The sequence below is a fragment of the Prauserella muralis genome, from assembly GCF_003202285.1.
GTDB lineage: Bacteria > Actinomycetota > Actinomycetes > Mycobacteriales > Pseudonocardiaceae > Prauserella_B > Prauserella_B muralis.
Map to the genome: position 1 here is coordinate 846,840 of NZ_MASW01000007.1, position 23,907 is coordinate 870,746.

The 23,907-nt window shown below is 72.0% G+C and carries 29 protein-coding genes; 15 read left to right on the forward strand and 14 right to left on the reverse strand.

Annotated elements, in window-relative coordinates; translation table 11 throughout:
• Positions 1-32: 32 nt before the first annotated feature.
• Positions 33-773: a class I SAM-dependent methyltransferase gene (locus BAY60_RS33640; protein ID WP_112285394.1), complete on the reverse strand. Its 741-nt coding sequence runs from the start codon at positions 771-773 to the stop codon at positions 33-35.
• 52 nt (positions 774-825) lie between these two features.
• Between BAY60_RS33640 and BAY60_RS33645 the strand changes: the two genes are divergently transcribed.
• The 4 genes from BAY60_RS33645 to BAY60_RS33660 all read left to right on the forward strand — a co-directional run bounded on the left by BAY60_RS33645 (position 826) and on the right by BAY60_RS33660 (position 5,030).
• Complete coding sequence (locus BAY60_RS33645) at positions 826-1,434, forward strand: CYTH domain-containing protein (protein ID WP_112285395.1); 609 nt, start codon at positions 826-828, stop codon at positions 1,432-1,434.
• Between the two features lie 122 nt (positions 1,435-1,556).
• Positions 1,557-3,170, forward strand: coding sequence for an AMP-binding protein (locus tag BAY60_RS33650; RefSeq protein WP_112285396.1), 1,614 nt, complete (start codon positions 1,557-1,559; stop codon positions 3,168-3,170).
• Positions 3,171-3,210: 40 nt separating this feature from the next.
• Positions 3,211-3,747, forward strand: coding sequence for a CGNR zinc finger domain-containing protein (locus BAY60_RS33655; RefSeq protein ID WP_112285397.1), 537 nt, complete (start codon positions 3,211-3,213; stop codon positions 3,745-3,747).
• 194 nt (positions 3,748-3,941) lie between these two features.
• Entirely contained in the window at positions 3,942-5,030 is a 1,089-nt protein-coding gene (locus BAY60_RS33660; protein WP_112285398.1) for an NAD-dependent epimerase/dehydratase family protein, read from the forward strand.
• Here BAY60_RS33660 and BAY60_RS33665 read toward each other — a convergent pair whose 3' ends face one another.
• From BAY60_RS33665 to BAY60_RS33700, 8 genes are all read right to left on the reverse strand, one after another.
• Positions 5,031-5,411, reverse strand: coding sequence for a type II toxin-antitoxin system VapC family toxin (locus BAY60_RS33665; RefSeq protein WP_112285644.1), 381 nt, complete (start codon positions 5,409-5,411; stop codon positions 5,031-5,033).
• 16 nt (positions 5,412-5,427) lie between these two features.
• Complete coding sequence (locus BAY60_RS33670) at positions 5,428-5,703, reverse strand: type II toxin-antitoxin system Phd/YefM family antitoxin (RefSeq protein WP_112285399.1); 276 nt, start codon at positions 5,701-5,703, stop codon at positions 5,428-5,430.
• Positions 5,704-5,735: 32 nt separating this feature from the next.
• Positions 5,736-6,581 (reverse strand): SDR family NAD(P)-dependent oxidoreductase, encoded by an 846-nt coding sequence (locus BAY60_RS33675; RefSeq protein ID WP_112285400.1) that lies wholly within the window; start codon positions 6,579-6,581, stop codon positions 5,736-5,738.
• Positions 6,578-6,808, reverse strand: coding sequence for a hypothetical protein (locus tag BAY60_RS33680; RefSeq protein ID WP_112285401.1), 231 nt, complete (start codon positions 6,806-6,808; stop codon positions 6,578-6,580). Before BAY60_RS33680 ends, BAY60_RS33675 begins: the two co-directional genes overlap by 4 nt.
• Positions 6,805-7,860: a hypothetical protein gene (locus tag BAY60_RS33685; RefSeq protein WP_112285402.1), complete on the reverse strand. Its 1,056-nt coding sequence runs from the start codon at positions 7,858-7,860 to the stop codon at positions 6,805-6,807. Before BAY60_RS33685 ends, BAY60_RS33680 begins: the two co-directional genes overlap by 4 nt.
• Positions 7,857-8,399, reverse strand: a complete 543-nt coding sequence (locus BAY60_RS33690) for a UGSC family (seleno)protein (protein ID WP_112285403.1) — start codon at positions 8,397-8,399, stop codon at positions 7,857-7,859. The genes BAY60_RS33685 and BAY60_RS33690 overlap by 4 nt, the downstream gene beginning before the upstream one ends.
• 1 nt (position 8,400) lies before the next feature.
• On the reverse strand, positions 8,401-9,690 hold the full coding sequence (locus tag BAY60_RS33695; RefSeq protein ID WP_112285404.1) for a phenylacetate--CoA ligase family protein: 1,290 nt from the start codon (positions 9,688-9,690) through the stop codon (positions 8,401-8,403).
• A 93-nt stretch (positions 9,691-9,783) separates the two neighbouring features.
• A complete protein-coding gene (locus BAY60_RS33700) occupies positions 9,784-10,095 on the reverse strand; it encodes an STAS domain-containing protein (RefSeq protein WP_245992922.1) in 312 nt (103 codons plus the stop codon).
• A gap of 227 nt (positions 10,096-10,322) precedes the next feature.
• Between BAY60_RS33700 and BAY60_RS33705 the strand changes: the two genes are divergently transcribed.
• From BAY60_RS33705 to BAY60_RS33740, 8 genes are read left to right on the forward strand one after another with little or no spacing between them, the layout of a single operon-like run.
• Positions 10,323-10,874 carry a lipocalin/fatty acid-binding family protein gene (locus BAY60_RS33705; RefSeq protein WP_211330549.1) on the forward strand — a complete coding sequence of 184 codons (552 nt, stop codon included), beginning with the start codon at positions 10,323-10,325 and terminating at the stop codon, positions 10,872-10,874.
• Complete coding sequence (locus BAY60_RS33710; RefSeq protein ID WP_112285406.1) at positions 10,867-11,637, forward strand: SigB/SigF/SigG family RNA polymerase sigma factor; 771 nt, start codon at positions 10,867-10,869, stop codon at positions 11,635-11,637. The genes BAY60_RS33705 and BAY60_RS33710 overlap by 8 nt, the downstream gene beginning before the upstream one ends.
• A complete protein-coding gene (locus BAY60_RS33715) occupies positions 11,634-12,635 on the forward strand; it encodes a TIGR03557 family F420-dependent LLM class oxidoreductase (protein ID WP_245992923.1) in 1,002 nt (333 codons plus the stop codon). The genes BAY60_RS33710 and BAY60_RS33715 overlap by 4 nt, the downstream gene beginning before the upstream one ends.
• A 16-nt stretch (positions 12,636-12,651) precedes the next feature.
• On the forward strand, positions 12,652-13,167 hold the full coding sequence (locus BAY60_RS33720) for a 2Fe-2S iron-sulfur cluster-binding protein (RefSeq protein ID WP_112285408.1): 516 nt from the start codon (positions 12,652-12,654) through the stop codon (positions 13,165-13,167).
• Positions 13,164-14,159 (forward strand): FAD binding domain-containing protein, encoded by a 996-nt coding sequence (locus tag BAY60_RS33725; protein WP_112285409.1) that lies wholly within the window; start codon positions 13,164-13,166, stop codon positions 14,157-14,159. The genes BAY60_RS33720 and BAY60_RS33725 overlap by 4 nt, the downstream gene beginning before the upstream one ends.
• Entirely contained in the window at positions 14,156-16,249 is a 2,094-nt protein-coding gene (locus BAY60_RS33730; protein ID WP_112285410.1) for a xanthine dehydrogenase family protein molybdopterin-binding subunit, read from the forward strand. Before BAY60_RS33725 ends, BAY60_RS33730 begins: the two co-directional genes overlap by 4 nt.
• Positions 16,246-17,091, forward strand: coding sequence for an SDR family oxidoreductase (locus BAY60_RS33735; RefSeq protein WP_112285411.1), 846 nt, complete (start codon positions 16,246-16,248; stop codon positions 17,089-17,091). The genes BAY60_RS33730 and BAY60_RS33735 overlap by 4 nt, the downstream gene beginning before the upstream one ends.
• Before the next feature lie 22 nt (positions 17,092-17,113).
• Positions 17,114-17,446 (forward strand): DUF3140 domain-containing protein, encoded by a 333-nt coding sequence (locus BAY60_RS33740; protein WP_112285412.1) that lies wholly within the window; start codon positions 17,114-17,116, stop codon positions 17,444-17,446.
• 42 nt (positions 17,447-17,488) lie between these two features.
• Here BAY60_RS33740 and BAY60_RS33745 read toward each other — a convergent pair whose 3' ends face one another.
• Positions 17,489-18,550, reverse strand: coding sequence for an IS110 family RNA-guided transposase (locus tag BAY60_RS33745; RefSeq protein ID WP_112281169.1), 1,062 nt, complete (start codon positions 18,548-18,550; stop codon positions 17,489-17,491).
• Positions 18,551-18,898: 348 nt separating this feature from the next.
• Positions 18,899-19,945, reverse strand: a complete 1,047-nt coding sequence (locus tag BAY60_RS33750) for an RNA polymerase subunit sigma-70 (protein WP_112285413.1) — start codon at positions 19,943-19,945, stop codon at positions 18,899-18,901.
• Positions 19,946-20,035: 90 nt separating this feature from the next.
• On the opposite strand from BAY60_RS33750, the gene BAY60_RS33755 reads away from it, so the two are divergent.
• Positions 20,036-20,410, forward strand: a complete 375-nt coding sequence (locus BAY60_RS33755) for a nuclear transport factor 2 family protein (protein ID WP_112285414.1) — start codon at positions 20,036-20,038, stop codon at positions 20,408-20,410.
• 71 nt (positions 20,411-20,481) lie between these two features.
• On the opposite strand, the gene BAY60_RS33760 is transcribed toward BAY60_RS33755, so the two are convergent.
• Positions 20,482-21,309 (reverse strand): IclR family transcriptional regulator, encoded by an 828-nt coding sequence (locus BAY60_RS33760; protein ID WP_245992925.1) that lies wholly within the window; start codon positions 21,307-21,309, stop codon positions 20,482-20,484.
• Between the two features lie 102 nt (positions 21,310-21,411).
• On the reverse strand, positions 21,412-22,245 hold the full coding sequence (locus BAY60_RS33765) for an IclR family transcriptional regulator (protein ID WP_245992952.1): 834 nt from the start codon (positions 22,243-22,245) through the stop codon (positions 21,412-21,414).
• Between the two features lie 255 nt (positions 22,246-22,500).
• Here BAY60_RS33765 and BAY60_RS33770 point away from each other — a divergent pair, with 255 nt between their 5' ends.
• Both BAY60_RS33770 and BAY60_RS33775 read left to right on the forward strand, forming a co-directional pair.
• Positions 22,501-23,100, forward strand: a complete 600-nt coding sequence (locus BAY60_RS33770; RefSeq protein WP_112285416.1) for a cupin domain-containing protein — start codon at positions 22,501-22,503, stop codon at positions 23,098-23,100.
• A gap of 5 nt (positions 23,101-23,105) precedes the next feature.
• A complete protein-coding gene (locus tag BAY60_RS33775) occupies positions 23,106-23,453 on the forward strand; it encodes a helix-turn-helix domain-containing protein (protein WP_146771127.1) in 348 nt (115 codons plus the stop codon).
• A 34-nt stretch (positions 23,454-23,487) separates the two neighbouring features.
• Here the strand turns inward: BAY60_RS33775 and BAY60_RS33780 are convergent, their stop codons facing one another.
• The gene (locus BAY60_RS33780) at positions 23,488-23,742 is read right to left on the reverse strand and encodes a GntR family transcriptional regulator (RefSeq protein WP_112285418.1); all 255 of its coding nucleotides are present in this window, start codon (positions 23,740-23,742) and stop codon (positions 23,488-23,490) included.
• Positions 23,743-23,907 lie beyond the last annotated feature (165 nt).

Genomic DNA, 23,907 nt, shown 5'->3' on the forward strand with positions numbered 1-23,907 from the left:
ATTGTCAAGACATCCGCGGTTGTCGGCAGTGCTCAGGCGCTCCCGCTCGCGAGCACGCTCAGCACGGGACCGTTTTGTCGCGTGTGCACGGTGGTAACGCCATGGGCATGCAGGCTTTCGGCGAGTTCCTCCGCGGAGAGCAGGGTCAGCCCGGCCGCGTTCGGGATGAGCCTGCTCAACCGCCGCGACAGCGGGCCGGCAGGCGCGGGCACCAGGATGGCAAGGCGTCCGCCCGGCACCAGCACCCGCACCAGCTCGCCGAGCACCCGGAACGGCTCGGGCACCAGCTGCAGCACCGCGAGGCAGCTCACCGCGTCGAAGGTCGCGTCGGCGAACGGAAGGCGCCGAACGTCGGCCCGCACGAAGCCGACGTTCGGCTCGGCATGCGCCCGCACCGCTCTGGCAAGCATCGAGTCGGAGACGTCCACGCCAAGGGCGAGCCCGTCCGGGCCCGCGGCGCTGCCCAGCTCGGCGGTGACGTCGCCCGGGCCGCAGCCGGCGTCGAGCACCCGTCCACCGGGCGGAATCGCCAGCCGCGACACCGGCGGCCGCAGGGCCGTGAACACGCGCCTGCCCAGCGACTGCACCGGGTCGTACAGCGCGGAGCCGACCGTGGACTCCCACAGCGACTGCACCGCACCCGGTGGCTCCCGCTCCACCTCGCCCAGCAGGTCGAGGTAGCCGTGGCGGGTGTCGAGGGGATCGGGCACGCTGTCGAGCAGCGGCAGGGCCCGGGTGATCGCCTCCGGGCGGGTCAGGCCTGCACCGTCCATTCTGCCGACACTATCGTCAGCAGCGCCGCCGAGCAGGACGAGGAGAGCGAGCATGATCGAGCGCGAGGTGAAGTTCGAACTGGAGCTGGATCAGCCGGTTCCCCGTCTGGACGGCGTGGGCCCGGTCGTCCGCCAGGACGAGCCGGTGAAGGCGGTGCTGGAGGCCACCTACTTCGACACCGCCGGCTACCGGCTCATCGGCTCCGGGGTCACGCTGCGTCGGCGTACGGGCGGGACCGACGCGGGCTGGCATCTGAAGCTGCCGCACGAGAGCGGGCACCGCGAGGAGGTCACCGAGCCGCTCGGCTCGTCGGGCGAGTCGGTGCCGGAGAGCCTGCTCGCGCGGGTGCGCGACCGGGTGGAGGGGGACCTGCTCCCGGTGGCGCGCATCCGGACGACGCGCTACTCCTACGCACTGCTCGGCACCGACGACCGTCCACTCGCGACACTCGTGGACGATCACGTGGCCGCTGAGGCCGCCGGGGAGCAGCCGAGCCCGACCGCCTGGCGGGAGCTGGAGGTGGAGCTGGCCGAGGGCACCGACGACGCCGTGCTCGACCAGATCTCGCAGGCGCTGCGCGCGGCGGGCGTGCGGCCGTCGCGCTGGCCGTCGAAGCTGCGCCGCGTGCTCGGCGACCACCTGCCCTCCGACGCGGGCTGAGCGCGCGGACGATCCGGCTTCCGGCTGGCGGGAGAGCCGTTGCCCGCGCGCCGCCGGTTCCGCGAGACTTCGTCGCGCCCACCGGGCGCAGCAGGGCCGACGGCGACGAGGAGCGGACGGGGATGGACACCAACCTGGCGACGTTGCTGGAGGTGGTGGCCGACGAGGCGGGCGAGCGCGTCGCGGTCGTCCACGGCGAGACCCGCCGCACCTGGCGGGAGCTGGACGAGCGGGCGAGCCGGCTGGCCCAGCGCTTCGCCGACGACGGCCTCGGCGAGGGCGACCGGATCGCGATCGCGCTGTTCAACGGGCCCGAGTACCTCGAGACGGTGTTCGCGCTGCTGAAGCTGCGGGCGCTGCCGGTGAACGTCAACTACCGCTACCGCGAGCGGGAGCTCACCGAACTGCTCACCGACGCCGACGCCTCGGCGATCGTGTTCGACGCCGCGCTCGGCGAGCGGATCGCCGCCGTGGCGGGCCGGTTGCCGAACCTGCGGAGCCTCGTGCGTCTCGGCGCGGCCTCCCCGGCAGGCGGGCTGGACGCCGCGGACTACGCCCGGGTGGTCACCGAGACGCCCGCGATGCCGAGGATCGCGCGCTCCGGCGACGACGGCTGGCTCATGTTCACCGGCGGCACGACCGGCAGCCCGAAGGGCGTGCTGTCGCGGCAGCGGTGGCTGATCGGCGTGGTGTCCAACAACGGCTTCCCGGTGCTGGGGATGCCGATCCCCGCCACGGCCGAGGACCTGCGCGCATGCGTGCGCGACCTGATCGGCAGCGGCAAGAGCCTGCGCACCCTCGTGGCCCCGCCACTGATGCACGCGACGGGCCTGTACCTGAGCTGCGGCACGCTGCTCACCGGCGGCACGGTGGTGTACCTGCCGTCGCGCTCCTACGACCCCGACGAGCTGGCCAGCGAGGTCGAACGGCACCGGGTGGGGCACGTGTGCCTCGTCGGCGACGTGTTCGCCGTGCCCCTGGCCGACGCGCTCGACGAGGCCGAGAAGCAGGGCAGGCCCTACGACCTGTCCAGCCTGTCGCGCATCGTCAGCGTCGGCGTGCTGTGGAGTGCCGAGGTCAAGCAGCGCCTGCTGCGGCACTGCGACGCGGCCATGGAGGACCTGCTCGCCGCGTCCGAGGGCGGGCCGTTCGCCAAGTCGGTCACCACGCGCGAGCGCGACGGCGTGACCGCGCGGTTCGAGCTGCTGCCCGGCGCCAAGGTGCTCGACGACGACGGCAACGACGTGCGGCCGGGCTCCGGCGACGTGGGCCGCGTGTCCGGACCGAGCGCGGAGGGCACGCAGTACCTGGGCGATCCGGAGAAGACCGCGCAGACCTTCCGCGTGATCCGCGGCGAGCGGTTCGTCGTGACCGGCGATCTGGCGACGATCGACGCCGACGGTGCGCTGGTGCTGCTCGGCCGCGACAGCAGGGTCATCAACACCGGCGGCGAGAAGGTGTTCGCCGAGGAGGTCGAGCAGGTGCTCGGCGAGCATCCCGCGGTGGCGGACGTCAACGTGGTCGGCGTGCCCGACGCACGCTGGGGCCACCGGATCGTGGCGGTGGTCGCCCTGCACGAGGGGGCCACGGCCACGGAGACCGAGCTGTCCGAGCACGTCGGCTCCACGCTTGCCGGGTACAAGCGGCCGAGGGAGGTGATCTTCGTCCCGGAGATCCAGCGGAGCCCGAGTGGCAAGATCGACCTGCGCTGGGCCAGGCGAGTCGCCACCCGCTGACCGGTTACCGGCAAGTAGGGTTAGTTGGTAACATCGCGGTGTGTCGTTCCCCCGGTCGGATGCGCCAGGAGAGCTGAGAAAGCTGGAGGAGTTCTGCAACTCCGCCCGGTTCCTGAGCTCCGAGGACTCCCTCATCACCCCCGCCAGCACCGCGCTGTGGCTGCGTGAACGCGGCCTGGCCACCGCAGAGCCCAGCCGCAAGGAACACGAGCAGCTCGTGGCGTTCCGGGAGACCCTGCGCGACTTCCTCGGCGGGCAGCGGCGAGCGGCCGCGGTGCCCGCGCTGAACCGGCTCGCCAAGTCCACCCTCTCCGGCATCCAGTGGTCGGCGGCGGGCGAGCCGATGCTGCCGCCGCGCAAGCCCGGTGGCACCGAAGGCCTCATCGCCGCGTTGCTGGGCATCCTGTTCGCGGCGGGTGTCACCGGCGAGCTCGGGCGCCTCAAGACCTGCCGGAATCCCGCGTGCCGGTCCGTGTTCTACGACCGTTCCCCCGGCCAGACGGGCACCTGGTGCAGCATGGACGTCTGCGGGGCCAGGAACAAGATGCGCAGCTACCGCTCCCGCCACGCGGGCTGACGCCGCCGAGACAGCCGTGGTGGCCCGCGCGGGTGTGGTGGCCGCCCCCGCGAGGCGAGTATCCCGTCACGAGGCCCACACCGTCGCCGACGGCCAACACGGCGACGCAGGCGGCCAGCACGCGCGGACCTGGTCCGGAGGCGGGACACGCTCCCCTCCCCGGGCGGGGGCGCCGGGGCGTACTCGTGGAGGACATGCGAGTGCTTGTGACCGGCGCCACCGGCCGGGTCGGCGCCAACCTGGTGGACAGACTGGTCTCCTCCGGCGTCACCGTGCGGGCGTTCGTGCGGCCGGACAGCCCCCACCGCGCGAAGCTGGCGGCGTTCCCCGGCGTCGAGATCGCCGACGGCGACCTGCGCGACACCGAGGCCATCGAGGACGCCTGCCGGGACGTCACGCACGTGGCGCACCTGGCGGCGCGGATGACGCTCGGCGACGGCCCGGTGGACGACTTCTACGACCTCAACGCGTTCAGCACGCTGCGGCTGCTGGAGGGCGTGATTCGGCAGGCACCCGGCCTGCGGCGGTTCGTGCTGGCCAGCACCGACAGCACGTACCGCCCCGGCGCGCCGGTGGCGGTGCCGCTGACCGAGGACGTGCCGCAGGAGCCCGCCGACTACTACGGCACCAGCAAGCTGCTGGGCGAACTGATCCTGCGCAACCGGGCCGCCCAGTTCGACCTGCCGTTCTCGATCGTGCGGTACGGCACCGTGCTCAGCCCCGAGGAGGCCGACAACCTCTACCGGCTCGGCTTCCTGCGGGGCTGGCTGCGGGCACAGCAGAGCGCGGGCAGGCGCAGCACGCTGTGGCCGCTGTTCGAGGGAAGGCCGGATCTCGCGGCGATCGTCGACGCGGCCACCCCGGGCGAGCCGCCGGACACCGCCGCCGGGTTCATCGGCCCGGACGGCCCGTGGACACTGAGCGCCGTGGACGTGCGCGACGCGGCCGAGGCCACGATCCTGGCGCTGACCGAACCGGGTGCCGTCGGCAGGGCGTTCAACATCGTGGCCGCCGAGCCCATCACCGCCGACGCGGGCGCGGCCGCCGTGGCGGAGACGTTCGGGGTGCCGAAGGTGCTGGTGCCGCTGCCGTTCACCTGGCGACTGGAGCTCAGCATCGACGCGGCCCGCGCACACCTGGGCTACCGGCCCGCCTACGACTACCGCGCGACCGTGGAGGCGGGCCTGGCCACGAACCTGCCGCCCGCCGACCGGTTCGTGCCCGCCGCCGAGGGCGCCGACGGCGTGCTCGCCGCCCTCTCCGGCGGCAACGCCCGGGGGTGATCACACGGCGACGACGGTGACGACGTCATCGAGGCCCCGGAAGTTCGCGGGATTGCGGGTGAACAGCGGCAAGCCGTTGGTCGAGGCGATCGCGGCGATCATGAGGTCGAGCTTGCGAGGCCGGGGGTCCCTACGCGCCACGACGACCAAGGCGGTAAGTGACCCATACCGCGCTGCCGCTTCACCGTTGAAGGGCAGCGGTTCGAACTCGACGATCGCCGCACCGAGCAGTTCCGTACGAGCCGCCCTGGCGGCGGGATCCTTCGCCATCGCGACACCCTGATGCAGCTCCGCCAGAGTGATCGCGGTGATCTCCGGGATTTCCGGCAAGACTGCCGGGTCGAGCACGTCGAGGTCAAGGTAGGTACACGTGTCGAGCACGCCCGACGGATACCGCTCAGCCACGACGACGTTCCCACGGGTCGTCGTCTCCGACGCGGTCCTCGGCGAAGAACCGATCGGCCTCCCCTCCCAGCTGCCCGTAGTCGACCTTCGGAAGCCTGCGATGGCGCGCCACGAGCTCGTCGGCGCTCAGCCGCCGTTTGCGACTGAGTGGGCGCAGTTCGGCGACCTCCACGCCGTTTCGCGTGATCCGGTAGGTCTCCCCTGACTCCACGGCGTTCATGACGGCGGCCGAGTTGTTGCGGAACTCCCGCTGGCTGATCGTCTGCACGAGACGAGTGTAGCCTGCCATGTCCCGGTGGGCTACGCAGGCCGGGGCAGGGGGAACGGCTGCATGCCGCCGCCGTCCAGCACCAGCATCTGGCCGGTGACGTAACCGCTGTCCTCCGAGGTCAGGTAGCGCACCGCCGCCGCGATGTCCTCCGGAGCGCCGGGGCGGCCCACCGGGATCGCCCTGCCGCGCTTCTCCAGTTCCGCCCGCTCGTCGAGGTCCGGGTCGGTGCTCAGGATCGAGCGGCTGGTGCCGACCAGGCCGGGGCACACGGCGTTGACCGTCACGCCCCAGGCCGCCACGTCCATGGCCAGCGAGCGGGTCAGGCCGAGCACGCCGGCCTTGGACGCCGAGTACGCCGTGGACCGCGGGGCCGCGACCACACCCGCCATAGAGGAGATGTTGACGATCCGGCCCCACCGCTGGCTCCGCATGTGGGGCACCGCGAACCGGCACATCAGGTAGGTGCCGCGCAGGTTGATGCGCAGGACCTCGTCCCAGACGTCCAGCGGCACCTCCTCGATGTCGCGCCGGTCGGCCCCCTGCGGCGCGGCGGCGTTGTTGACGAGGATGTCGAGCCTGCCGTGCCGGTCCACGGTCTGCTCGACCATGCGCCGGGCGTCGCCCTCGGCACCGATGTCGCCGGTGACGCTCGAGGCCACGCCGCCCTTGTCGCGGATCAGCTCCACCAGGCTCTCCACCCCGTGCCAGCCGCCGAGGTCCCTGCCGAGCTGCTGCTGCCGCAGGTTGGGCACGCCCGTGGGCACCCGGTCGGCGACCACCACGGCCACGCCCTCGGCGGCCAGCGTGCGCGCGATGGCCTGCCCCATGCCGTCCGGCTTGCCGCAGCCGGTGACGAGCGCGACGCGGCCGGTCATCCGGCGTCCTCGGGGTAGGTCAGCTCGATCGCGGCCTCCGGCACCTTCAGCTGCTTGTGCAGGATGCCCCGCATGACCGGCTCCGGCGCGAGGCAGTCGGAGCAGGCCGCCGGGTCGGCCACCGAGATCCGCACGTCCACGCGGTCGCCCCGCTCCGTGGCGTCCAGCCGGTAGCCGTCGGTGGCGAGCATGTCCTGCATCGCCTTGAGTCCGTCCTGATCGATCATGTCCTCTCCTCCACAGGGTCCTCCACACCGACCGCCTCGCCGGACCACACTCCGAAGACCCGCACCACCATGGACATCGCCGCGTTGCGGGAGCCGGCCACCACGATCGGCACGTGCAGCGGCGAGGGCAGGAAGCGTTCGAACGTCGTGTCGCCGGGGTCGGCCTCGGCGTCGGCGTGCCGCACGCCGTTGTCGCCGGTGCCGTTCTTGCCCGCGCGGTACAGCTCCGCCCGCGTCCGTCCACAGTGCTCGGTGAACCAGCGCTGCACGTCCGCCTTGCTCAGCCCCGCCTTGGCCAGCAGCTGCGCGTGCTCCGGGCTGAACACCACACCGGCCGAGGTGTCCCGGAAGATGAGCGAGCCGGTGCGCGAGATGGTGTCGGCGAAGTCCCACAGGATCTGCTCAGGGTCCTGGGTGTGCCGGTTGTCCACGAACTCACACGTGCGCAGCAGCATCGCCGACACGGCACTGCCGCCGGTGATCCCGGCGTCTGCGGCCAGCGGCTGCCACGGGCTCTCCTCCTCGTTCTCGCCGAGGCAGATCGACCACCGGCCGGGCAGGCCTTGCGTGGCCTGTTCCAGCACGCCCGGCCGGATGCCGAAGCCGTTGCGCACGATGAGGCCGATGGCCCTGGCGATCGTCGCGTTCGGACGGTAGCCAGGGCCGAAAACGCCGCCGCCGCAGTTGATGCCGAGCCGCTGCCGCACCGGGCCGTTGACCACGATCATCGGTGCGGGCCCGCTCGTGCTCTGCCAGCCGCCGCCGCGTGCGGCGCGGTCGCGGGTGAGTGCCTCCCACGCCGCGAGCACGACGGGGAAGTACTCGGGCAGGCAGCCCGCCATGGCGGCGTTGATCGCCGCCTGTTCGACGGTGACCGCACGGTCGAACTGCTCGCTGCGGCCGATCACCTCCTGTGGCGCCCGCGCGGTGGTGGCGAGGAACCGCTCGACCAGCGGCGCCGACGCGGGCACCACCGGCAGCCCGTCGGTCCAGTCGTGGGCGTAGCAGTACTCGATGGCCTCCTGGGCCACGTCGGGGTCGGGGGTGCTCACGCGGTGCCTCCGGTCAGCAGCTCCACCACGTCCGGCAGGGCCTCCTCGGCGCGTTTGCGCACCTCACCGGGGGTGAGCACGGCGACCGGGTGCGCCGTCGTGGCGTAGCGGTAGCCGGGCGCGCCCTTGAGCTCGGCCATCGCGTCGGCGGTGACCTCGAAGGCGTCACTGCAGATGACGGCGGCCGGGACGCCCCGCCGTTCGAAGGCGATGCCGTCGGCCACGGCGGAGGCACTGCACGAGCCGCAGTCGCCGACGCCGGTGATGAGCACGTCGCACTGGGCGACCAGCTCGTCGAGCTGCTCGCCGGGGATCGGCAGCGCGAACGCCGTCTTGGTGCGCTGCACGACGGCCGCCACGCCGTGCCGCTCGCTGAGCAGGCGACCCAGCTCGGCGAGGAACAGGGCCGCGTTCTGCTTGGTGTTCTCCAGCAGCCCCACCGTGGCGCCGCGCAGGGTCGCTCTCGGCGAGGCCAGCACGTCGCCGCGCGCGGAGCCGCCCGCTCCGCCGGTCGGGTCGAGGATCGCGTTGGCACCCATGTCAACCTCCCACCCGGGTCAGCCGGGTCTTCATCTCGGAACGCTCCAGTGAGCCCGGCGGCACGAGGTTGACCCGCGCCGGCACGGACAGCCGGTTCCTGATCAGGCTCTCCAGCTGGTGGCGCAGCGCCGCGCGGTCGCCGTCCTCGCTGCCCCACTCGACGTCGAGCCGCAGCGGCGGCTCGACCCGGGGGCCCGGCGTGTCCAGCACCACCTGCATGGCCCCTGACGTGCGCGGATGCAGGGTCTGCACGAGGTCGCGCACCGCGGCGGGGAAGACGTTCACCCCGAGCACGATCAGCATGTCGTCGGTGCGGCCCACGCAGCGGATGAGCGGGGCGCCGTCGGTGTCGGTGCCGGTGACGTGCACGCGGTCGCGGGTGCGGAAGCGCACCAGCGGGCAGCACTGCCGGTCGAGCGCGGTGTAGACGAGCTCGCCGCGGGCGCCGGGCTCGGCGGCCACCGGCTCGCCGGTGTCGGGGTCGATCAGCTCGACGTGGACGTGCGCGCCGCCGGTGAGCCGCATCCCGGCGGCCCCTGGCGGCTCGGCGAACAGGATCGGCGCCATGTCGGCGTTGCCCAGCCCCTCGGTGACGCGGGCACCCCACTCCCGCTCGATGTAGTCCCGGAAGGCGGGTTCGCCGCCGCCGGGCTCGCCGCCAACGATGACCTTGCGCACCCCGAACTCGCGCGGGTCACGGCCGCGCTCGCGCAGGTACTCGGCCAGGTAGCGGGCGTAGGACGGGGTCGAGTGCAGCGCCGTGACCTGGAACGACTCCAGGGCGAGCACGGCCTTCTCGGAGGCACCGGTGCCGATCGGGATCATCGTGGCCCCGATGTTCTCCACCGCGTCGCGCACGGGAAGGCCGCCGACGAACATGGTGAGCCCGGCGCCGTGCACGAGCACGTCCTCACGGACGAGCCCCTGGGTGCGCAGCGCGGCCGTGGTCATCTCCGTCCAGGCGCGGGTGTCGGCGGCGGTGACGCCGACCCAGCTCGGGGTGCCGGTCGTGCCGGTCGAGGAGTGCACGCGCACGACGTCGGCCAGCGGCACGGCCGCGTGCGCGCCCAGCGGCGGATCCTGCGCCTGGCTGCGGCGCAGCATGTCCTTGGTGGTGAAGGGAAACCGGCGCAGGTCGTCGAGCGTCTCGAGCGCGGAGGGGCCGACGCCGTGTTCGGCGAAGAGACTCGCGTAGAACGGCGAGCGCTGCGACACGGAGGCGAGCTGGCGGCGGAGCGCGGCCAGCACCCGGCCGCGGTCGGCGTCTGCGACGAAACCGGCTGCGTTCACACCGACAGCTCTACCCGCCGCCGTCGCGGCGGCGCAGCACGTTTTCCCCCTGCCGGAAAGGCGGGCCGGCGAGGGCCGTCGCCGGTGCCGGTCTCAGGCGGGCGTCAGCAGGCCGACGGCGGCGACCGCGTCGTCGACGGTGTCGTGCAGTGGGAGGTGGTCGGCGAGCCCGGTGACGAGCAGCGGCCTGCGCACGGCGCGCGAACCGGCCAGTGCCCAGGGCACGTCGAGCGCGGCGGCCAGCTCGTCGGTGCGCAGCAGCGCGGAGATCCCGGCGGCGCCGAAGTACCGGGTCGCCGTCAGGTCGAGGACTAATGATCGCGCCACGCGCAGTTTGGCGTCGATGCACCGGCGCAGCGCGGGCACGGCCACCATGTCGACCTCGCCGGCGACTCTGGCGAGCACGAGCCCGCCCCGTCCTGATTCGACACGAATCTCGGTCTGCGTTTCGTTGGCGTCGTACACAAGTCGTCGCCTCCCGCCTTCGTACCGGCAACCACGACGGTACGCAGGTGCCCTGTGCGCTGGCAAGACGAGTGATCGGTCGCCGAGGCCATTCATCCACTGTGGACAGTTTTACCTGGTCACCCTGCGGGTACTCGCTGATCCCGATCCGGCACAAAGGAGCGACCATGTCGACACCGCGACCGCCCATCTCGGAGAGCGAACCACGAACGGTGGGCCCCGAGCTCGTCTGGGCGGGGCGAGCCGGCGACCCCGTGGTGCTTGTCCTGGATCCGGCGGGCGAGGCCAAACACGACGATGTGCCGCCGACCTGGGAGAGCATCGCGGAGCGCCACCACGTCGGCTGGTGCCGGGTGCCGGTCGAGGGTGCCCTGACCGCCGCCGAGGACCTGCTCGGCGACCCGGACGGGCTTGGCACACCGTTCGATCTCGTGACGAGCGGACCCGCCGAGTTCGAGACACTCGACATCGCGGCGCGCCACGCGACGACCGTACGTTCCGTGCTCCTGGTCGACCCCGTCTCACCGGAGCGTGGACCAGCCATGACACGAAAGCGTGAACTTGAGGACGCCGGAGTCGTGGTCACAGTGGCCGCCCGAAGCTTTGACGGCGCCCGGGACCGCATCGGACCGCCACTGCCCCTTGGCCATCCCGACGCGGCGGCGGGCGTCCGCAGAGCACTGGACGACCTCGACGCCACCAGCCCAGCGGGTGACTGAACGCAACGGGCAGGAGAGCGGCTACGAGAACATCGAGCCGCTCTTCGAAGAGCTGCGCGCCGCCACGCCCGGCGAGGCCAGGTACCGCGCGCTGCGCGAGGAGATCGTCACGCGGAGCCTGCCGCTCGCCGAGCACATCGCCCGCCGGTTCGCTGGCCGCGGCGAGGCTCGCGACGACCTGCTCCAGGTGGCGCGGCTCGGTCTGTTGCACGCCATCGACCGGTTCGATCCGAGCCGGGGCTCGGAGTTCGTCGCGTTCGCCGTGCCCACGATCATGGGCGAGGTACGCAAGCATTTCCGCGACGCCAGCTGGGCCGTGCGGGTGCCTCGCAGGCTCAAGGAACTGCACCTGACGCTGAGCCAGGCGGGGGGCCAGCTGGCCCAGCGCCTTGGCAGGGCGCCCACCCCGAGCGAGCTCGCCGCCGAGCTGGGCCTGTCCTCCGAGGATGTCTGGGAGGGGCTGCTGGCAGGCAACGCCTACCACTCGGTGTCGATGGACGCCCCCCGCGACGACGAGGGCGGGCTGCCGCTGGCCGAGACGGTCGGCGACGACGACGCGGGCCTGGAGAGCGTCGAGTACCACGAGTCGTTGCAGCCGCTGCTGGCCGACCTGCCCGAGCGGGAACGCAGGGTGGTCATGCTGCGCTTCTTCGGCAACATGACGCAGACCCAGATCGCCGAGCGGCTGGGGATCTCGCAGATGCACGTGTCCCGCCTGCTCGCCAGGACACTGGAGTTCCTGCGCGCCAAGCTCAGCGAGTGAGGCGCCGTTTGGCCTGGGCGCCCCGCGGGTACGCGAGCGGCATGGTGAGCATCGGGTATTCGCTGGCCTGCGAGACGTTCGGGCCGCGAGAGCTCGTGCGACAGGCGAAGCTCGCCGAACAGGCCGGCTTCGAGCGGCTCTGGATCTCCGACCACTACCACCCCTGGCTCGACGAGCAGGGCGAGAGCCCGTTCGTCTGGTCGGTGATCGGCGCGCTCTCGCGGGAGACGTCGCTGCCCATCACCACCGCCGTGACCTGCCCGCTCATCCGCACACACCCCGCGGTGGTGGCCCAGGCCTCGGCGACCGCGGCCGTGCAGTGCGACGGCGGGTTCACGCTGGGACTGGGCACCGGCGAGGCGCTCAACGAGCACATCACCGGCGACCGCTGGCCCCCGCCGCAGGTGCGCGCGGACATGCTGGCCGAGGCGGTCGACATCATCCGTGCCCTGCACCGCGGCGAGGAGCTCACGCACCACGGCACCCACTACACGGTGGAGCACGCCAGGCTCTACACGCGACCGTCGGAGCCGGTGCCGATCAACATCGCCGCCTTCAGCCCGCGCTCGGCCAGGATGGCGGGCACGAAGGGCGACGGCTTCTGCACCGTCGTGCCCAACGCCGACCTGGTCCGGGAGTACCGCGAGGCGGGTGGCGACGGCCCCGCGCAGGCAGGCATGAAGGTCTGCTGGGACGACTCGGAGGCCAAGGCCGTCGAGACGGCGCACCGGCTGTGGGCCAGTGACCTGCTGCCGGGCAGTCTGCCGTCCACGTTGCCCCGGCCCCGTGACTTCGCCCAGGCCACCGAGGTCATCACCGAGGACATGGTGCGGCAGCGCTACGCGTGCGGCTCCGACCCCCAGCGGCACCTGGACAAGCTCGGCGAGTACATCGACGCCGGGTTCGACGAGGTCTACGTCCAGCAGATCGGCGCCGAGCAGGAGCAGTTCTTCGAGACCTACGCCGAGGACATCCTGCCGCGGATCCCGCTGGACTGAGACGGGCGGAGCCGACATGGAATCCGAGATCAGCCTCACCGTCGACGGGGTGCGCCACGACCTCGTGGTCGACACCAGGGTGAGCCTGCTCGACGCCCTGCGCGAGCGGCTGGGCATCACCTCACCGAAGAAGGGCTGCGACCACGGCCAGTGCGGCACGTGCACGGTGCTGCTCGACGGCAGGCGGGCCACGACGTGCCTGGCACTGGCCGTCGCCCACGACGGCGCCGACATCACCACCAGCGCGGGCCTGGAGAGCGGCGGCACACCGCATCCGCTGCACCAGGCGTTTCTGGACCACGACGGCTTCCAGTGCGGCTACTGCACCCCCGGCCAGATCTGCTCCGCCGCCGGGATGCTGGACGAGGCCGAGTCCGGCTGGCCCAGCGCGGTGACCACGGACCTCGCCCGCGACCCCGTGCTCGACGCCGAGGAGATCCGGGAGCGGATGAGCGGCAACCTGTGCCGCTGCGGCGCCTACGTCAACATCGTCGCCGCCATCAGCGAGGTCGCCGGGAGGCGGTCGGCGTGATCCCGTTCGACTACCGCAGGCCGGACGACATCGGCACCGCCGTGGCCACGGTCACGGGCAACCCCAGGGCGGCGTTCCTCGGCGGCGGCACGAACCTCGTCGACCACATGAAGCTCGGCGTGGCCGAACCGGAGCTGCTCGTCGACGTCACCGGCCTCACCTCACGTGACATCGAACGGCTGCCGGACGGCGGCCTGCGCGTGGGCGCGGGTGTGCGCAACAGCGACCTTGCCGCCGATCCCCTGGTGCGCGAGCGGTTCCCCGTACTGGCGCAGGCGCTGCTCTCCGGTGCCTCCGGGCAGCTGCGCAACCTCGCCACCACCGGGGGCAACCTGCTGCAGCGCACCCGCTGCGTGTACTTCCAGGACGTCACCACACCCTGCAACAAGCGCGAGCCCGGCCAGGGCTGCTCGGCGCTGGAGGGCTACCACCGCCACCACGCCGTGCTGGGCGCCTCGCGGCAGTGCGTGGCCGTGCACCCGTCCGACCTGGCGGTGGCGCTGGCCGCGCTCGACGCCGTGGTGCGGGTGCAGGGCCCCGGCGGCGAACGCACCATCCCGGCCGAGACGCTGCACCGGCTGCCCGGCGAGCATCCCGAACGGGACACGGTCCTGGAGCACGGGGAGCTCATCACCGCCGTCGATCTGCCGGGGCTGCCGTTCGGCCCGCGCTCGCGGTACCGCAAGGCCCGCGACCGGGCGTCGTTCGCGTTCGCGCTGGTGTCGGTCGCCGCGGCACTCGACGTGGCCGGGGGCCTGGTGCGGGACGTGCGGATCGCCTTCGGGGGACTCGCGCACAAGCCGTGGCGGGCCCGGCTCGCCGAGGACGCCCTGCGCGGGCGCCCGGCCGCTCCCGACGAGTTCCGGGCGGCCGCCGAGGCCGAGCTCGCCGACGCACAGCCCTTGCGGGACAACGGTTTCAAGGTGCCGATGGCCCGGAACATGCTGGTGTCGGTCCTGACCGAGCTCTCCGCCGAGGACGGTGCGGCATGACGAACCTGCTCTCCCCCTCCGCGATGGGCACGGACCGCGTGCGGGTCGACGGCGCCGCCAAGGTGACCGGCCGCGCCCGGTACGCCTGCGAGCATCCCGTGCCGCACCCGGTGTACCTGCACCCGCTGCAGGCCACGATCGCCCGCGGCACCGTGCGGGAACTGCACACCGACGACGCGACCGCGCTGCCCGGGGTGCTCACCGTGCTCACGCCGTTCAACGCGCCGCCGCTGGAGACCGGCACGGACGCGGAGCTGGAGATCCTGCAGTCGCCCGAGGTGGCCTTCCGCGGCCAGCTGATCGGCGCGGTGCTCGCCGAGACGCCGGAGATCGCCCGGCAGGCCGCGGGACTGGTCCGCGCGCGCTACGACCGCGAGCCGCACGACGTGACCCTCTCGGCGGACCGGGACGACCTCTACGCGCCCGAGGTGGTGAACCCCAGCCTGCCGACCGACACCCACGACGGCGACCCCGACGCCGCGTTCGCCGCCGCGCAGCGCGCGGTGGAGGCCACCTACACCACACCGATGCTGCACAACAACCCGATGGAGCCGCACGCGACCATCGCGATCTGGGACTCCGACGGGCTCACGCTCTACGACTCCACCCAGGGTGTCCACGCGATGCGGGAGGTCGTGACGTCGGTGTTCGGGCTGGAGCCGGACCAGGTCCGCGTGCTGGCGCCGTACGTGGGGGGCGGCTTCGGCTCCAAGGGCACCCCGCACGCCAACCTCGTGCTGGCGGTGCTCGCGGCCAAGCGCACCGCGGGCAGGCCGGTGAAGTTCGCCGTCACCCGGCAGCAGATGTTCTCGTTCGTCGGCTACCGCACGCCGACCATCCAGCGGGTCCGGCTCGGCGCCGACGCCGACGGCAGGCTGGTCTCGATCAGCAACGACGTGGTGGAACAGACGGCGCGGATCAAGGAGTTCGCCGAGCAGACCGGCGTGCCCGCCCGCTCGATGTACGCGGCGCCGAACCGGCGCACCACCCACCGGCTGGCCGCGCTCGACGTGCCCGTGCCGTCGTGGATGCGCGCACCCGGCGAGTGTCCTGGCATGTTCGCCCCCGAGGTGGCCATGGACGAGCTGGCCGAGGCGTGCGGGCTGGACCCGATCGAGCTGCGTGTCCGCAACGAGCCGGAGACCGACCCGGACTCGGGCCTGCCCTTCTCCAGCCGCAACCTCGTCGCGTGCCTGCGCGAGGGGGCACGCCGCTTCGGCTGGGACCGGCGGCCACGGCTGCCGCGCTCGACGCTGGACGGCGGGTGGTGGGTCGGCACGGGCGTGGCGAGCTCCTCCTACCCCGTGCACTCCGCGCCCGGATCATCGGCCACGGTGCGGGCCACCGGCGGCGGGCGCTACGAGGTGCTGATCGGCGCGGTGGACATCGGCACCGGCGCGTGGACGGTCCTGACGCAGATCGCCGCCGACGCGCTCGCCGTGCCCGCCGAGCGGGTGGACGTCCGCATCGGCGACACGGACCTGCCGGAGGCGACGGTGGCGGGCGGCTCGTCGGGAACCACCAACTGGGGCTCGGCGATCGTCGAGGCGGCGCGGGAGTTCCGGCAGAAGTTCGGCGCCGACCCGCATCCCGGCGACGAGCTGACCGCGGGCATGCCGGAGCTGCCCGGCCACGAGCGGTTCGCCATGCGCGCGTTCGGCGCCCAGTTCGCGGAGGTCCGCGTCAACGCCGACACCGGCGAGGTGCGGGTGCCGCGGCTGCTGGGCGTGTTCGCGGCGGGCCGGATCCTCAACCCGCGCACCGCGCGGTCGCAGTTCATCGGCGGCATGACCATGGGGCTGTCGATGGCACTGCACGAAGAGAGCGTCGTCGACGAGCGCTTCGGCTTCGTCGTCAACCACGACCTCGCCGAGTACCACATCGCCTCGTGCGCCGATGTGGCCTCGGTGCAGGCCCATTGGCTCGACGAGCACGATCCGCACGTCAATCCGATGGGCAGCAAGGGAATCGGGGAGATCGGCATCGTCGGCACGGCGGCCGCCGTGGCCAACGCTGCCTACCACGCCACCGGGGTCCGGGTGCGCGATCTCCCGATCAAGGCCGACGAGTTTCTGGAGGAAGCCCGGTGACACAGCCACCGCAGAGCCAGCAGCCGCCCGGCGAGACCGGGCCCATGCGGCCGCAGCCCCGCGACACCATGAGCGACTACGTCGGCCGCGACCTGCTGCGCGACCGGCGGGCACTGATCACCGGCGGCGACTCGGGCATCGGCCGGGCCGTGGCGGTGGCCTTCGCCAAGGAGGGCGCCGACGTCGCGATCGCCTACCTCGACGAGGACTCCGACGCCGAGCGCACGGCCGAGCTGGTCCGCGAGCAGGGCCGCAAGTGCCTGCTGCTGCGCGGCGACCTGGCCGACTCCGCACACTGCGCGCAGGTGGTCGAGGACACCGTGCGCGGGCTCGGCGGGCTCGACCTGCTGGTCAACAACGTCGCCACGCAGCAGGAACTCGAGTCGTTCGAGGAGCTCACCGAGGAGCAGTGGATGCGCACGTTCGACGTCAACATCCACAGCTACTTCCGCGTGACCGCGGCGGCGCTGCGGCACCTGCCCGAGGGCGCCGCGATCGTCAACACCGGTTCGGTGAACGGGTTGCGCGGCAACAAGAAGCTCATCGACTACTCGGCCACCAAGGGCGCCGTGCACACGTGGACCTACGCCATGGCGCAGGTGCTCGCGCCGCGCGGCATCCGGGTCAACTGCGTTGCCCCTGGCCCGGTGTGGACGCCGCTGATCCCGTCGACGATGTCGGAGGAGCACGTCGAGAAGTTCGGCCAGAACGTGCCCTTCGGCAGGCCCGCCGACCCGGACGAGCTGGCGCCGTCGTTCGTGTTCCTGGCGGCGAACCAGCTGTCGTCGTACTACACGGGCGAGGTCATCGCCGCGCTCGGCGGGGAAACCCACCCCGGCTGAACCGAGGAAGGAGGTCCGCCTCGTGGATCAGGAGACCGAAGAGCTGTGGGACGAGTTCCACCGCGTGGTGAACATGACCTCGCGGGAGCTCAGCGAGTGGCTGCGCACCGAGTCCTCCACGCCCGACGACGAGCCGCTGCCCGACCAGTCCGGCCCGCCGCTGGGACACCGGGTGCTGGAGATCCTCGGCAAGCGCAAGACCGACCTGGACGGCGAGGACGTGCGGGTGATGCGCAAGGTCGTCGACCGCGTGCACGACCAGCGCCGCGACGACCTGGAGCCGACGGCGGGGCAGGCGCACTGGCGGCACAGGCTGATGTCACTGGGCCACGACCCGCTCAAGCCTGCCGGGTAGCCCGCGAACCGAGCCACCGCCGAGCCGAAGGAAGCTTCTATGTCAAGTTGTGGGTGGGGTTGGGTGTTGTTGGAGGTGGTCGGTGAGGAGGGCGCGGTAGATGACGTCGCTGAGGTGGCGTTTGAGGGCGCGGATGGCGGCTTTGGTGGTGGCGTGGGGGTGGTGGGTTTTCCAGCGGTCGCGGTAGTCACGGGCGGGTTGGTGGTGGGCGAGTTGGGTGATGGCGATGCGGTGCAGGGCGGCGTTGAGTTGTCGGTTGCCGCCGCGGTTGAGCCGGTATTGCGGCTTGCCGGAGGACCAGACGGGGATCGGGGCGGTGCCGTTGTGCAGGGCGAACGCGGCTGGGCTGCGGAAACGGGTGATGCCGCCGACCTCGCCGAGGATCTTCGCGGCGGTGACGGTGCTGATCCCGACGATGGCCAGCAGGGCCGGCACGAGCGGGGTGACCAGGGCGTGCAGGCGGCGTTCGAGATGACGGATCTGCTCGCCGAGCCGGGCGATGTCAGCGACCAGGTCGGCGGCGAGCTGGCAGCTCACGCTGGCGGGCAGCACGGCCAGCGCCGAGGCGAGGTGGGTCAGCGTCCGGGGCCCGGTCAGCGCGGTGGCGCCCGCGTCGAGCGCGGGGTTGAGGTCGTGCAGGCGCCAGCGCAGCTGGTTGATCAGCTCGGTGCGGGAGCGGACCAGGTGCTCGCGGCGGTCGCTGAGCAGCCGCAACTCGGCGGCGGTCTCGTCGAGCTGCACGGCCGGCAGGTCCGGCTCGCGGATCGCGGCCCGCGCGATCGCGAGCGCGTCGATCGGGTCGGACTTGCCCCGCGTGCGCGCCGAGGCACGGCATTGGGCCATCAGCTTCGGCGGCACCCACACCACGGCCGCGCCCTGCCCCACCAGCGCACGCACCAGCCGCCCGGCCACGCCACGGCCGTGCTCGACCGCCCAGCGCACCAGGCACTGCCGCTGGGTGCCGTAGCGGGCCGCCCACGCCCATAACCGCAGAAACCCCTCGTCATCCGCGTTGACCGTCAGCTGACCCAGCTTGCGGCCGGCCTCGTCAACAGCAACAGCGGTGTGACTGCGCTTGTGCGGATCGATCCCCACGACCACCATAGACAACCGGGTGTCCTTCCCTTCCCAACCAGAGGTGACAGGCATCCGGTACGGGTCGGCTGGTCGAACACACCTCAGTCGAGGTTGGACGCGTATAGCCCACGCTTCTATCAAGTCAGGCCAGCCGGCCCGCACCCCGACCACGCTGGACAATTCCTTGGCAAGCCAACCCCACCCGGGGCGGCAGGCACCGTGCGAGTCACCACGCGATCAGGGCCGGACCCTAGCCGCTCACAACCAGCGACTACACCCACGCTGACACTGAGGCACCGTGGGCACGCATCGTGTACCCACGGTGCCCTTCGGCTCGCTCCGGGCTTCCCGGCGCCGGGCCGCCTGACCGGACCGTCACGGAACCGGCCGTCGAGCGCGTGGTCCCGTCACCGGGATCGTGCCGGGCAGCCCGAACAGGCCGAACACGTCGTCGGAGAGGAACCGGGTGATCCCGCGGATGCGCTGCGCCGCGAGTGTGAGCACAACGAGGCCGGCCGGGGTTGCGGCACCATCGCCCTCGTCCGCCAGGTAGCAGGCGAAGGCGGGCTGGGTGTTGGCCCTGGTACCGGTCAGGTGCAGAGTGCTGGACGGGCTCCAGGCCATGCTGGCCCGAAGGAAGGCGGCGATGTCCTCCGCTCCGTGGTACTCGTGCGGTGCGGGCGGCATCGCCAGCCATGCGTCGTCGGTCAGCAGCGCGAGAATGCCGTCGATGTCGCCGGAGGTGAACGCGTCGGCGAATCGCCGGGTGAGCTCCCGTTCCGCTGCCGACCCCGGCGACGGCGGGCGCCCGTGGCCGGCCGCGCGGTGGCGGTCGAGCGAGGCACGGGCCCGCTGCAGAGCGCCCTTGACCGCGGTCTCGGTGGTGCCCAGCAGGTCGGCCACTTCGGCCGCCGCGTAGCCGAGGACGTCACGCAGCACGAGCGTCGCCGCCTGCCTGGGCGGCAGCAGTTGGAGGCCGGTGATGAACGCCAGCTCCACCGCCTCCTTGCCGTGGTAGCGCGCCTCGGGGTCCGGGCCATGGTCCGGGATGCGGTCGAGCAGGGTGTCCGGATACGGCTGCAGCCACGTCGGCTCGGCGCGCCTGGTGGGCTCGGGTGGCTCGAACGGCGGCACCGGCTCGGGTGGCTTGCGGCGGCCCGCGTCGCGCAGGGCGTTGAGGCATCGATTGGTGGCGATGCGGTACAGCCACGTGCGCACCGATGACCGGCCCTCGAAGCGATCGAGGCCGCGCCACGCGGCGAGCAGCACGTCCTGGAGGAGGTCCTCGGCGTCGGCGAGTGACCCGAGCAGCCGGTAGCAGTGCAGCCGCAGCTCCTGGCGGTACGGCTCGACCAGTTCCCGGAAGGCGTCGTGGTCTCCGGCCCGCGCGCGGCCGAGGGTGGTCTGGCTCACGCGCGTCATCGTGCCACGGACCCGGCCGGGACCGTTCCGTTTCGGCCGGACGCGGTGTCAGTACCTGCGAGACCGACGACACGAGAAGGGACACCGCTCATGACCATCGGGACCAGCCCGGCCCTGGACACGGCGCTCGCCTACCACCACGCGTGGACCACGGGCGACTTCGAGCGCGCGATGACCTACATCGCCGACGACATCGTGTGTGACACCCCCGCGGGCCGGATACACGGCACCGAGGCCTTCCGCGGCTTCATGGGGCCGTTCGTGCAGATCCTCGTCAAGGCGTCGCCGATCGCGGCGTTCGGCGACGAGACGACCGCCCTGCTGATGTACGACACCGAAACCGTGCCGGTCAGCAGCGCGCCGGGCGCGGAATGCCTGACCGTCCACGACGGCCGGATCAGCCACCTGCGGATCATCTTCGATCGCGCACCGTTCGACGCGGCGCAAGCGCGGGCCGCGAGCTGAGGCCGGCGGCGAGTCGAAGGGCACCGTGGGCACACATCGTGTACCCACGGTGCCCTTCGGCGCGCTCTGGGCTAGTCCTCGTCCGGGGGCTCCGGGGCTTCGGGTGCCGCGGCGATCTGCTCGACCACCTCACGCAGCCCGCGGGCCACCGGTTCGATCTTGCGGACCGGGAACCGCGACGCCGGCGCGCTGAGGCTGATGGCGGCGGGCAGCCGGGTACCGAGGACGGGCACCGCCACGCACCGGCCATCGGGCTCGTTCTCGCCGTCGTCCACGGCGTAGCCCCGCTCGCGCACCCGCACCAACTCGGCCAGGTACTCGTCGACGCCCGTCAGCGTGCGCGGGGTGCGGGCGGGCATCCCCGCCTGCTCGAGCAGGGCGCGGACCCGCTCCTCCGGCAGATGAGCGGCGATGGCCTTGCCGAGGGCCGTCGAGTGCAGCGGATCGCGGTGCCCGTTGGACACGGCGAGGCGCACGGTGCGCTTGCTCTCCACGATGTCGAGGTAGATGACGTGGTCGCCGTCGAGGATGCCGAGGTTGGTGGTCTCGTCGTACTCGTCGCGCAGCTTCTCCAGCCACGGCCGGGCGCGCTCGCGCAGCACCTCCAGGTGCCGCGACTGCATTCCGACGAAGCCCAGCCCCAGCCGGAACAGCCCGTTCTCGGAGTCCCGCTCCACGTAGCGGTGGTTCTCCAGGGTCCAGAGGTAGCGAAACGCCGAGGACTTCGGCAGCTGCGTCGTCTTGGCCACGGCGTTGAGGGTCACGCCGTCCACCGACTCCTGGACCAGGTTGAGAATCGAGCAGACCCGCTCCACGGCACGCACCGAGTAGTCCCGGTCCTCGCTCGCGGGGTCCTCGCCCTGCGCGTCGGGCTTGTTGCGACCTGACAGTGGACTCACCTGGCCCCGAACGGCGGTTTTGTAACCTGCCGTTTCAGCTTATGAAACGCATGGGGCTTTGGCAAGAAGATCACAGCAGGCGGACGAGGACGGCCGCGGGGGTCAGGCGGGCTCGACGACGGGACGCTGCTCGGGGACGGGGTTCGTGGAGATCTGGTCGGCGACGTCCAGCAGCTTCTTCGCCGCCTGCTCCACGTCCTTGAGCGTGAAGCGGGCGGCCGGCGCACTGATGCTGAGCGCGACGGGCAGGTGTGTGCCCAGCAGCGGTGCGGCGATGCAGCGCCCGTCGGGAGCGTTCTCGCCGTTGTCGACGGCGTAGCCGACGCGGCGCACCTTGGCCAGCTCGTCCATGTACTCGTCGATCGAGGTGATCGTGTTGTCCGACTGGCGGGGCATGCCGGTGCGCTCCAGCAGGTCGCGCACCCGCGCGTCCGGCAGCTGCGAGGCGATCGCCTTGCCGAGTGCCGTGGAATGCAGCGGGTCTCGATCACCGCGCGACGCGGCCGACCGCACTTTGTTGCGGCTTTCCACGATGTCGACGTAGATGACGTGGTCGCCGTCGAGGATGCCGAGATTCGTGGTCTCCTCGAACTCGTCGCGCAATTCCTCCAGCCACGGCCTGGCTCGTTCCCGCAGCACCTCCAGGTGCCGCGACTGCATTCCGACGAATCCGAGCCCGAGCCGGTACAGACCAGTGTCGGGGTCGCGTTCCACGTAGCGGTGCGCCTCCAGCGTCCACAGGTAGCGGAATGCCGAGGACTTCGGCAGTTCCGTTGCCTGGCCGACCTCGATCAGCGACACGCCGTCGATCGACTCCTGCAGCAGATTCAGAATCGAGCACACACGTTCCACGGCGCGGACCGTGTAGTCACGCTCCTCGCCCGTCGAGATCTCGTCGGCGCCTCCGTCGTGCGCCGCATTCCTTCGCCGTGCCAGCGTACTCACGTCCCCTCGAAACATTTCGGACCGGGTATTTCAGAAGCATAGCGACTCGGCAGTTTCAAGGCAGGGGGCCATAAACCGCGGCCAGCGCTGACGGTCGGTGAGTTCGCCCGCATTCCGGCACGCGCTCCGTGACACCCGTGCACCCGGACTGCCTCTTGACGGCCCCCGCGGGCCGCCGTAGCTTTTACCGAAACACATCTCTTATCTAATGAAACGCTACCGAGCCGGAGGCGGTGGGCGCGCGCGATGGCCGAACCCGAAGTCCCCCTGTGGAGCAGCATCGAGGGCGCCCCCCGAGGCGCCAGGTACCTCGACGGGCACGCGGCCGCCCCCGCCCGCGAGGACCAGCCGATCAGCGCCTGGACCTACGTGGTGGCCACGCCCGGCATCACCCTGAGCATCGTGGGCTACGGCGGCGGACTGGCCGCCTCGCCCTCGTCGCCGCCCGGCTACCACGCGATCATCGTGCCCGGCCGCGGGCGCGGCACCGTCCACTACGGATCGGCGAGGTTCACGGTCGAGCCCGGGATCGGGGTGATCGTCTCGCCGGGACAGCAGCCGGCGATGAGCTTCTCCGCCGAGGCGGTGCTCGTCGTGCTGCGCATCGACGACGGGGTGCTGGAACAGGCAAGGGCGAGCGTGCTCGGGTTCGAGTCCGGCGACGCCGTGCTGTTCCGCCCGCGCTTCGACGTCCGCTACGGTGCGCGGCTGAGCTTCTGGAACCGGGTCCTTGCCTGCCTGCAGCGCGCGCCGCACGACGGCGAGGCCACGCCCGACATCGGGGACATGCTGGCCAGCACGCTGCTCGGTGCGCAGCCGTACCGGGTGACCCCGAGACGCGGGTGAGCGCGATGATCGGAAAGGACTGCGGGCAGCCTGCGGTCGTGCTGCGGGCCGTGCGGCTGATGGAACGCGATCCTCGCCTTGGCACGGAAAAGCTCAACGCGCTGCTGAGGGAGGCCGGTGTGGGCAGGGCCGTCTTCGACGACGAGTTCGCCCTCTACGTCGGCATGGCGCCCTACGAGTACCTGCGCGTGCTGCGGCTGAGCCAGGTCCACGCCGAGCTCGCGGCGGCGCGGCCGGAGCGGACCCGGCCGGAGGCCGTCGCCCGCCGCTGGGGATTCCGCTACGGCACGGCGTTCGTGCGCTGGTACTCGCAGCAGTTCGCGGAACTGCCCGCGCAGACCCTGCGCGGCTGACCCGCGGGGCCCGGCGAGCGGCCGCCGGCCGCGGTCAGCGGCGGGCGACGAACGTGCCCTTGGATTTCAGCGTCTGCACCAGGCCGCGGTCGCGCAGGATCTGCGTGGCCTTGCGAACCGTGTCGAGTGCGACGCCGTACTCCTCCGACAGTGCGCGCTCACCGGGCAGCCTGCTGCCCGCGGGCCACTCCCCGCGCTCGATGAAACCGGCAAGATGGTCGGCGAGCAGCTCGTACTCGTAGCCGGTCTTGTTGTCGGGGTTGTACTTCTTTCTCTCAGGACCGTTCATGACCGAACCTTAGAACGGTCCTGAGCTGCGTAAAGTGGCAGGACGCACCGTAGCGCGCTACGCTGCGCCGGTGCGCGTCACACCACCATCAGGGACAATCCCGGCCGTTTTCCGACGGAGCCGTGTCGTTGCGGCCACGATCCCCTCACCTACACCAGGACATCA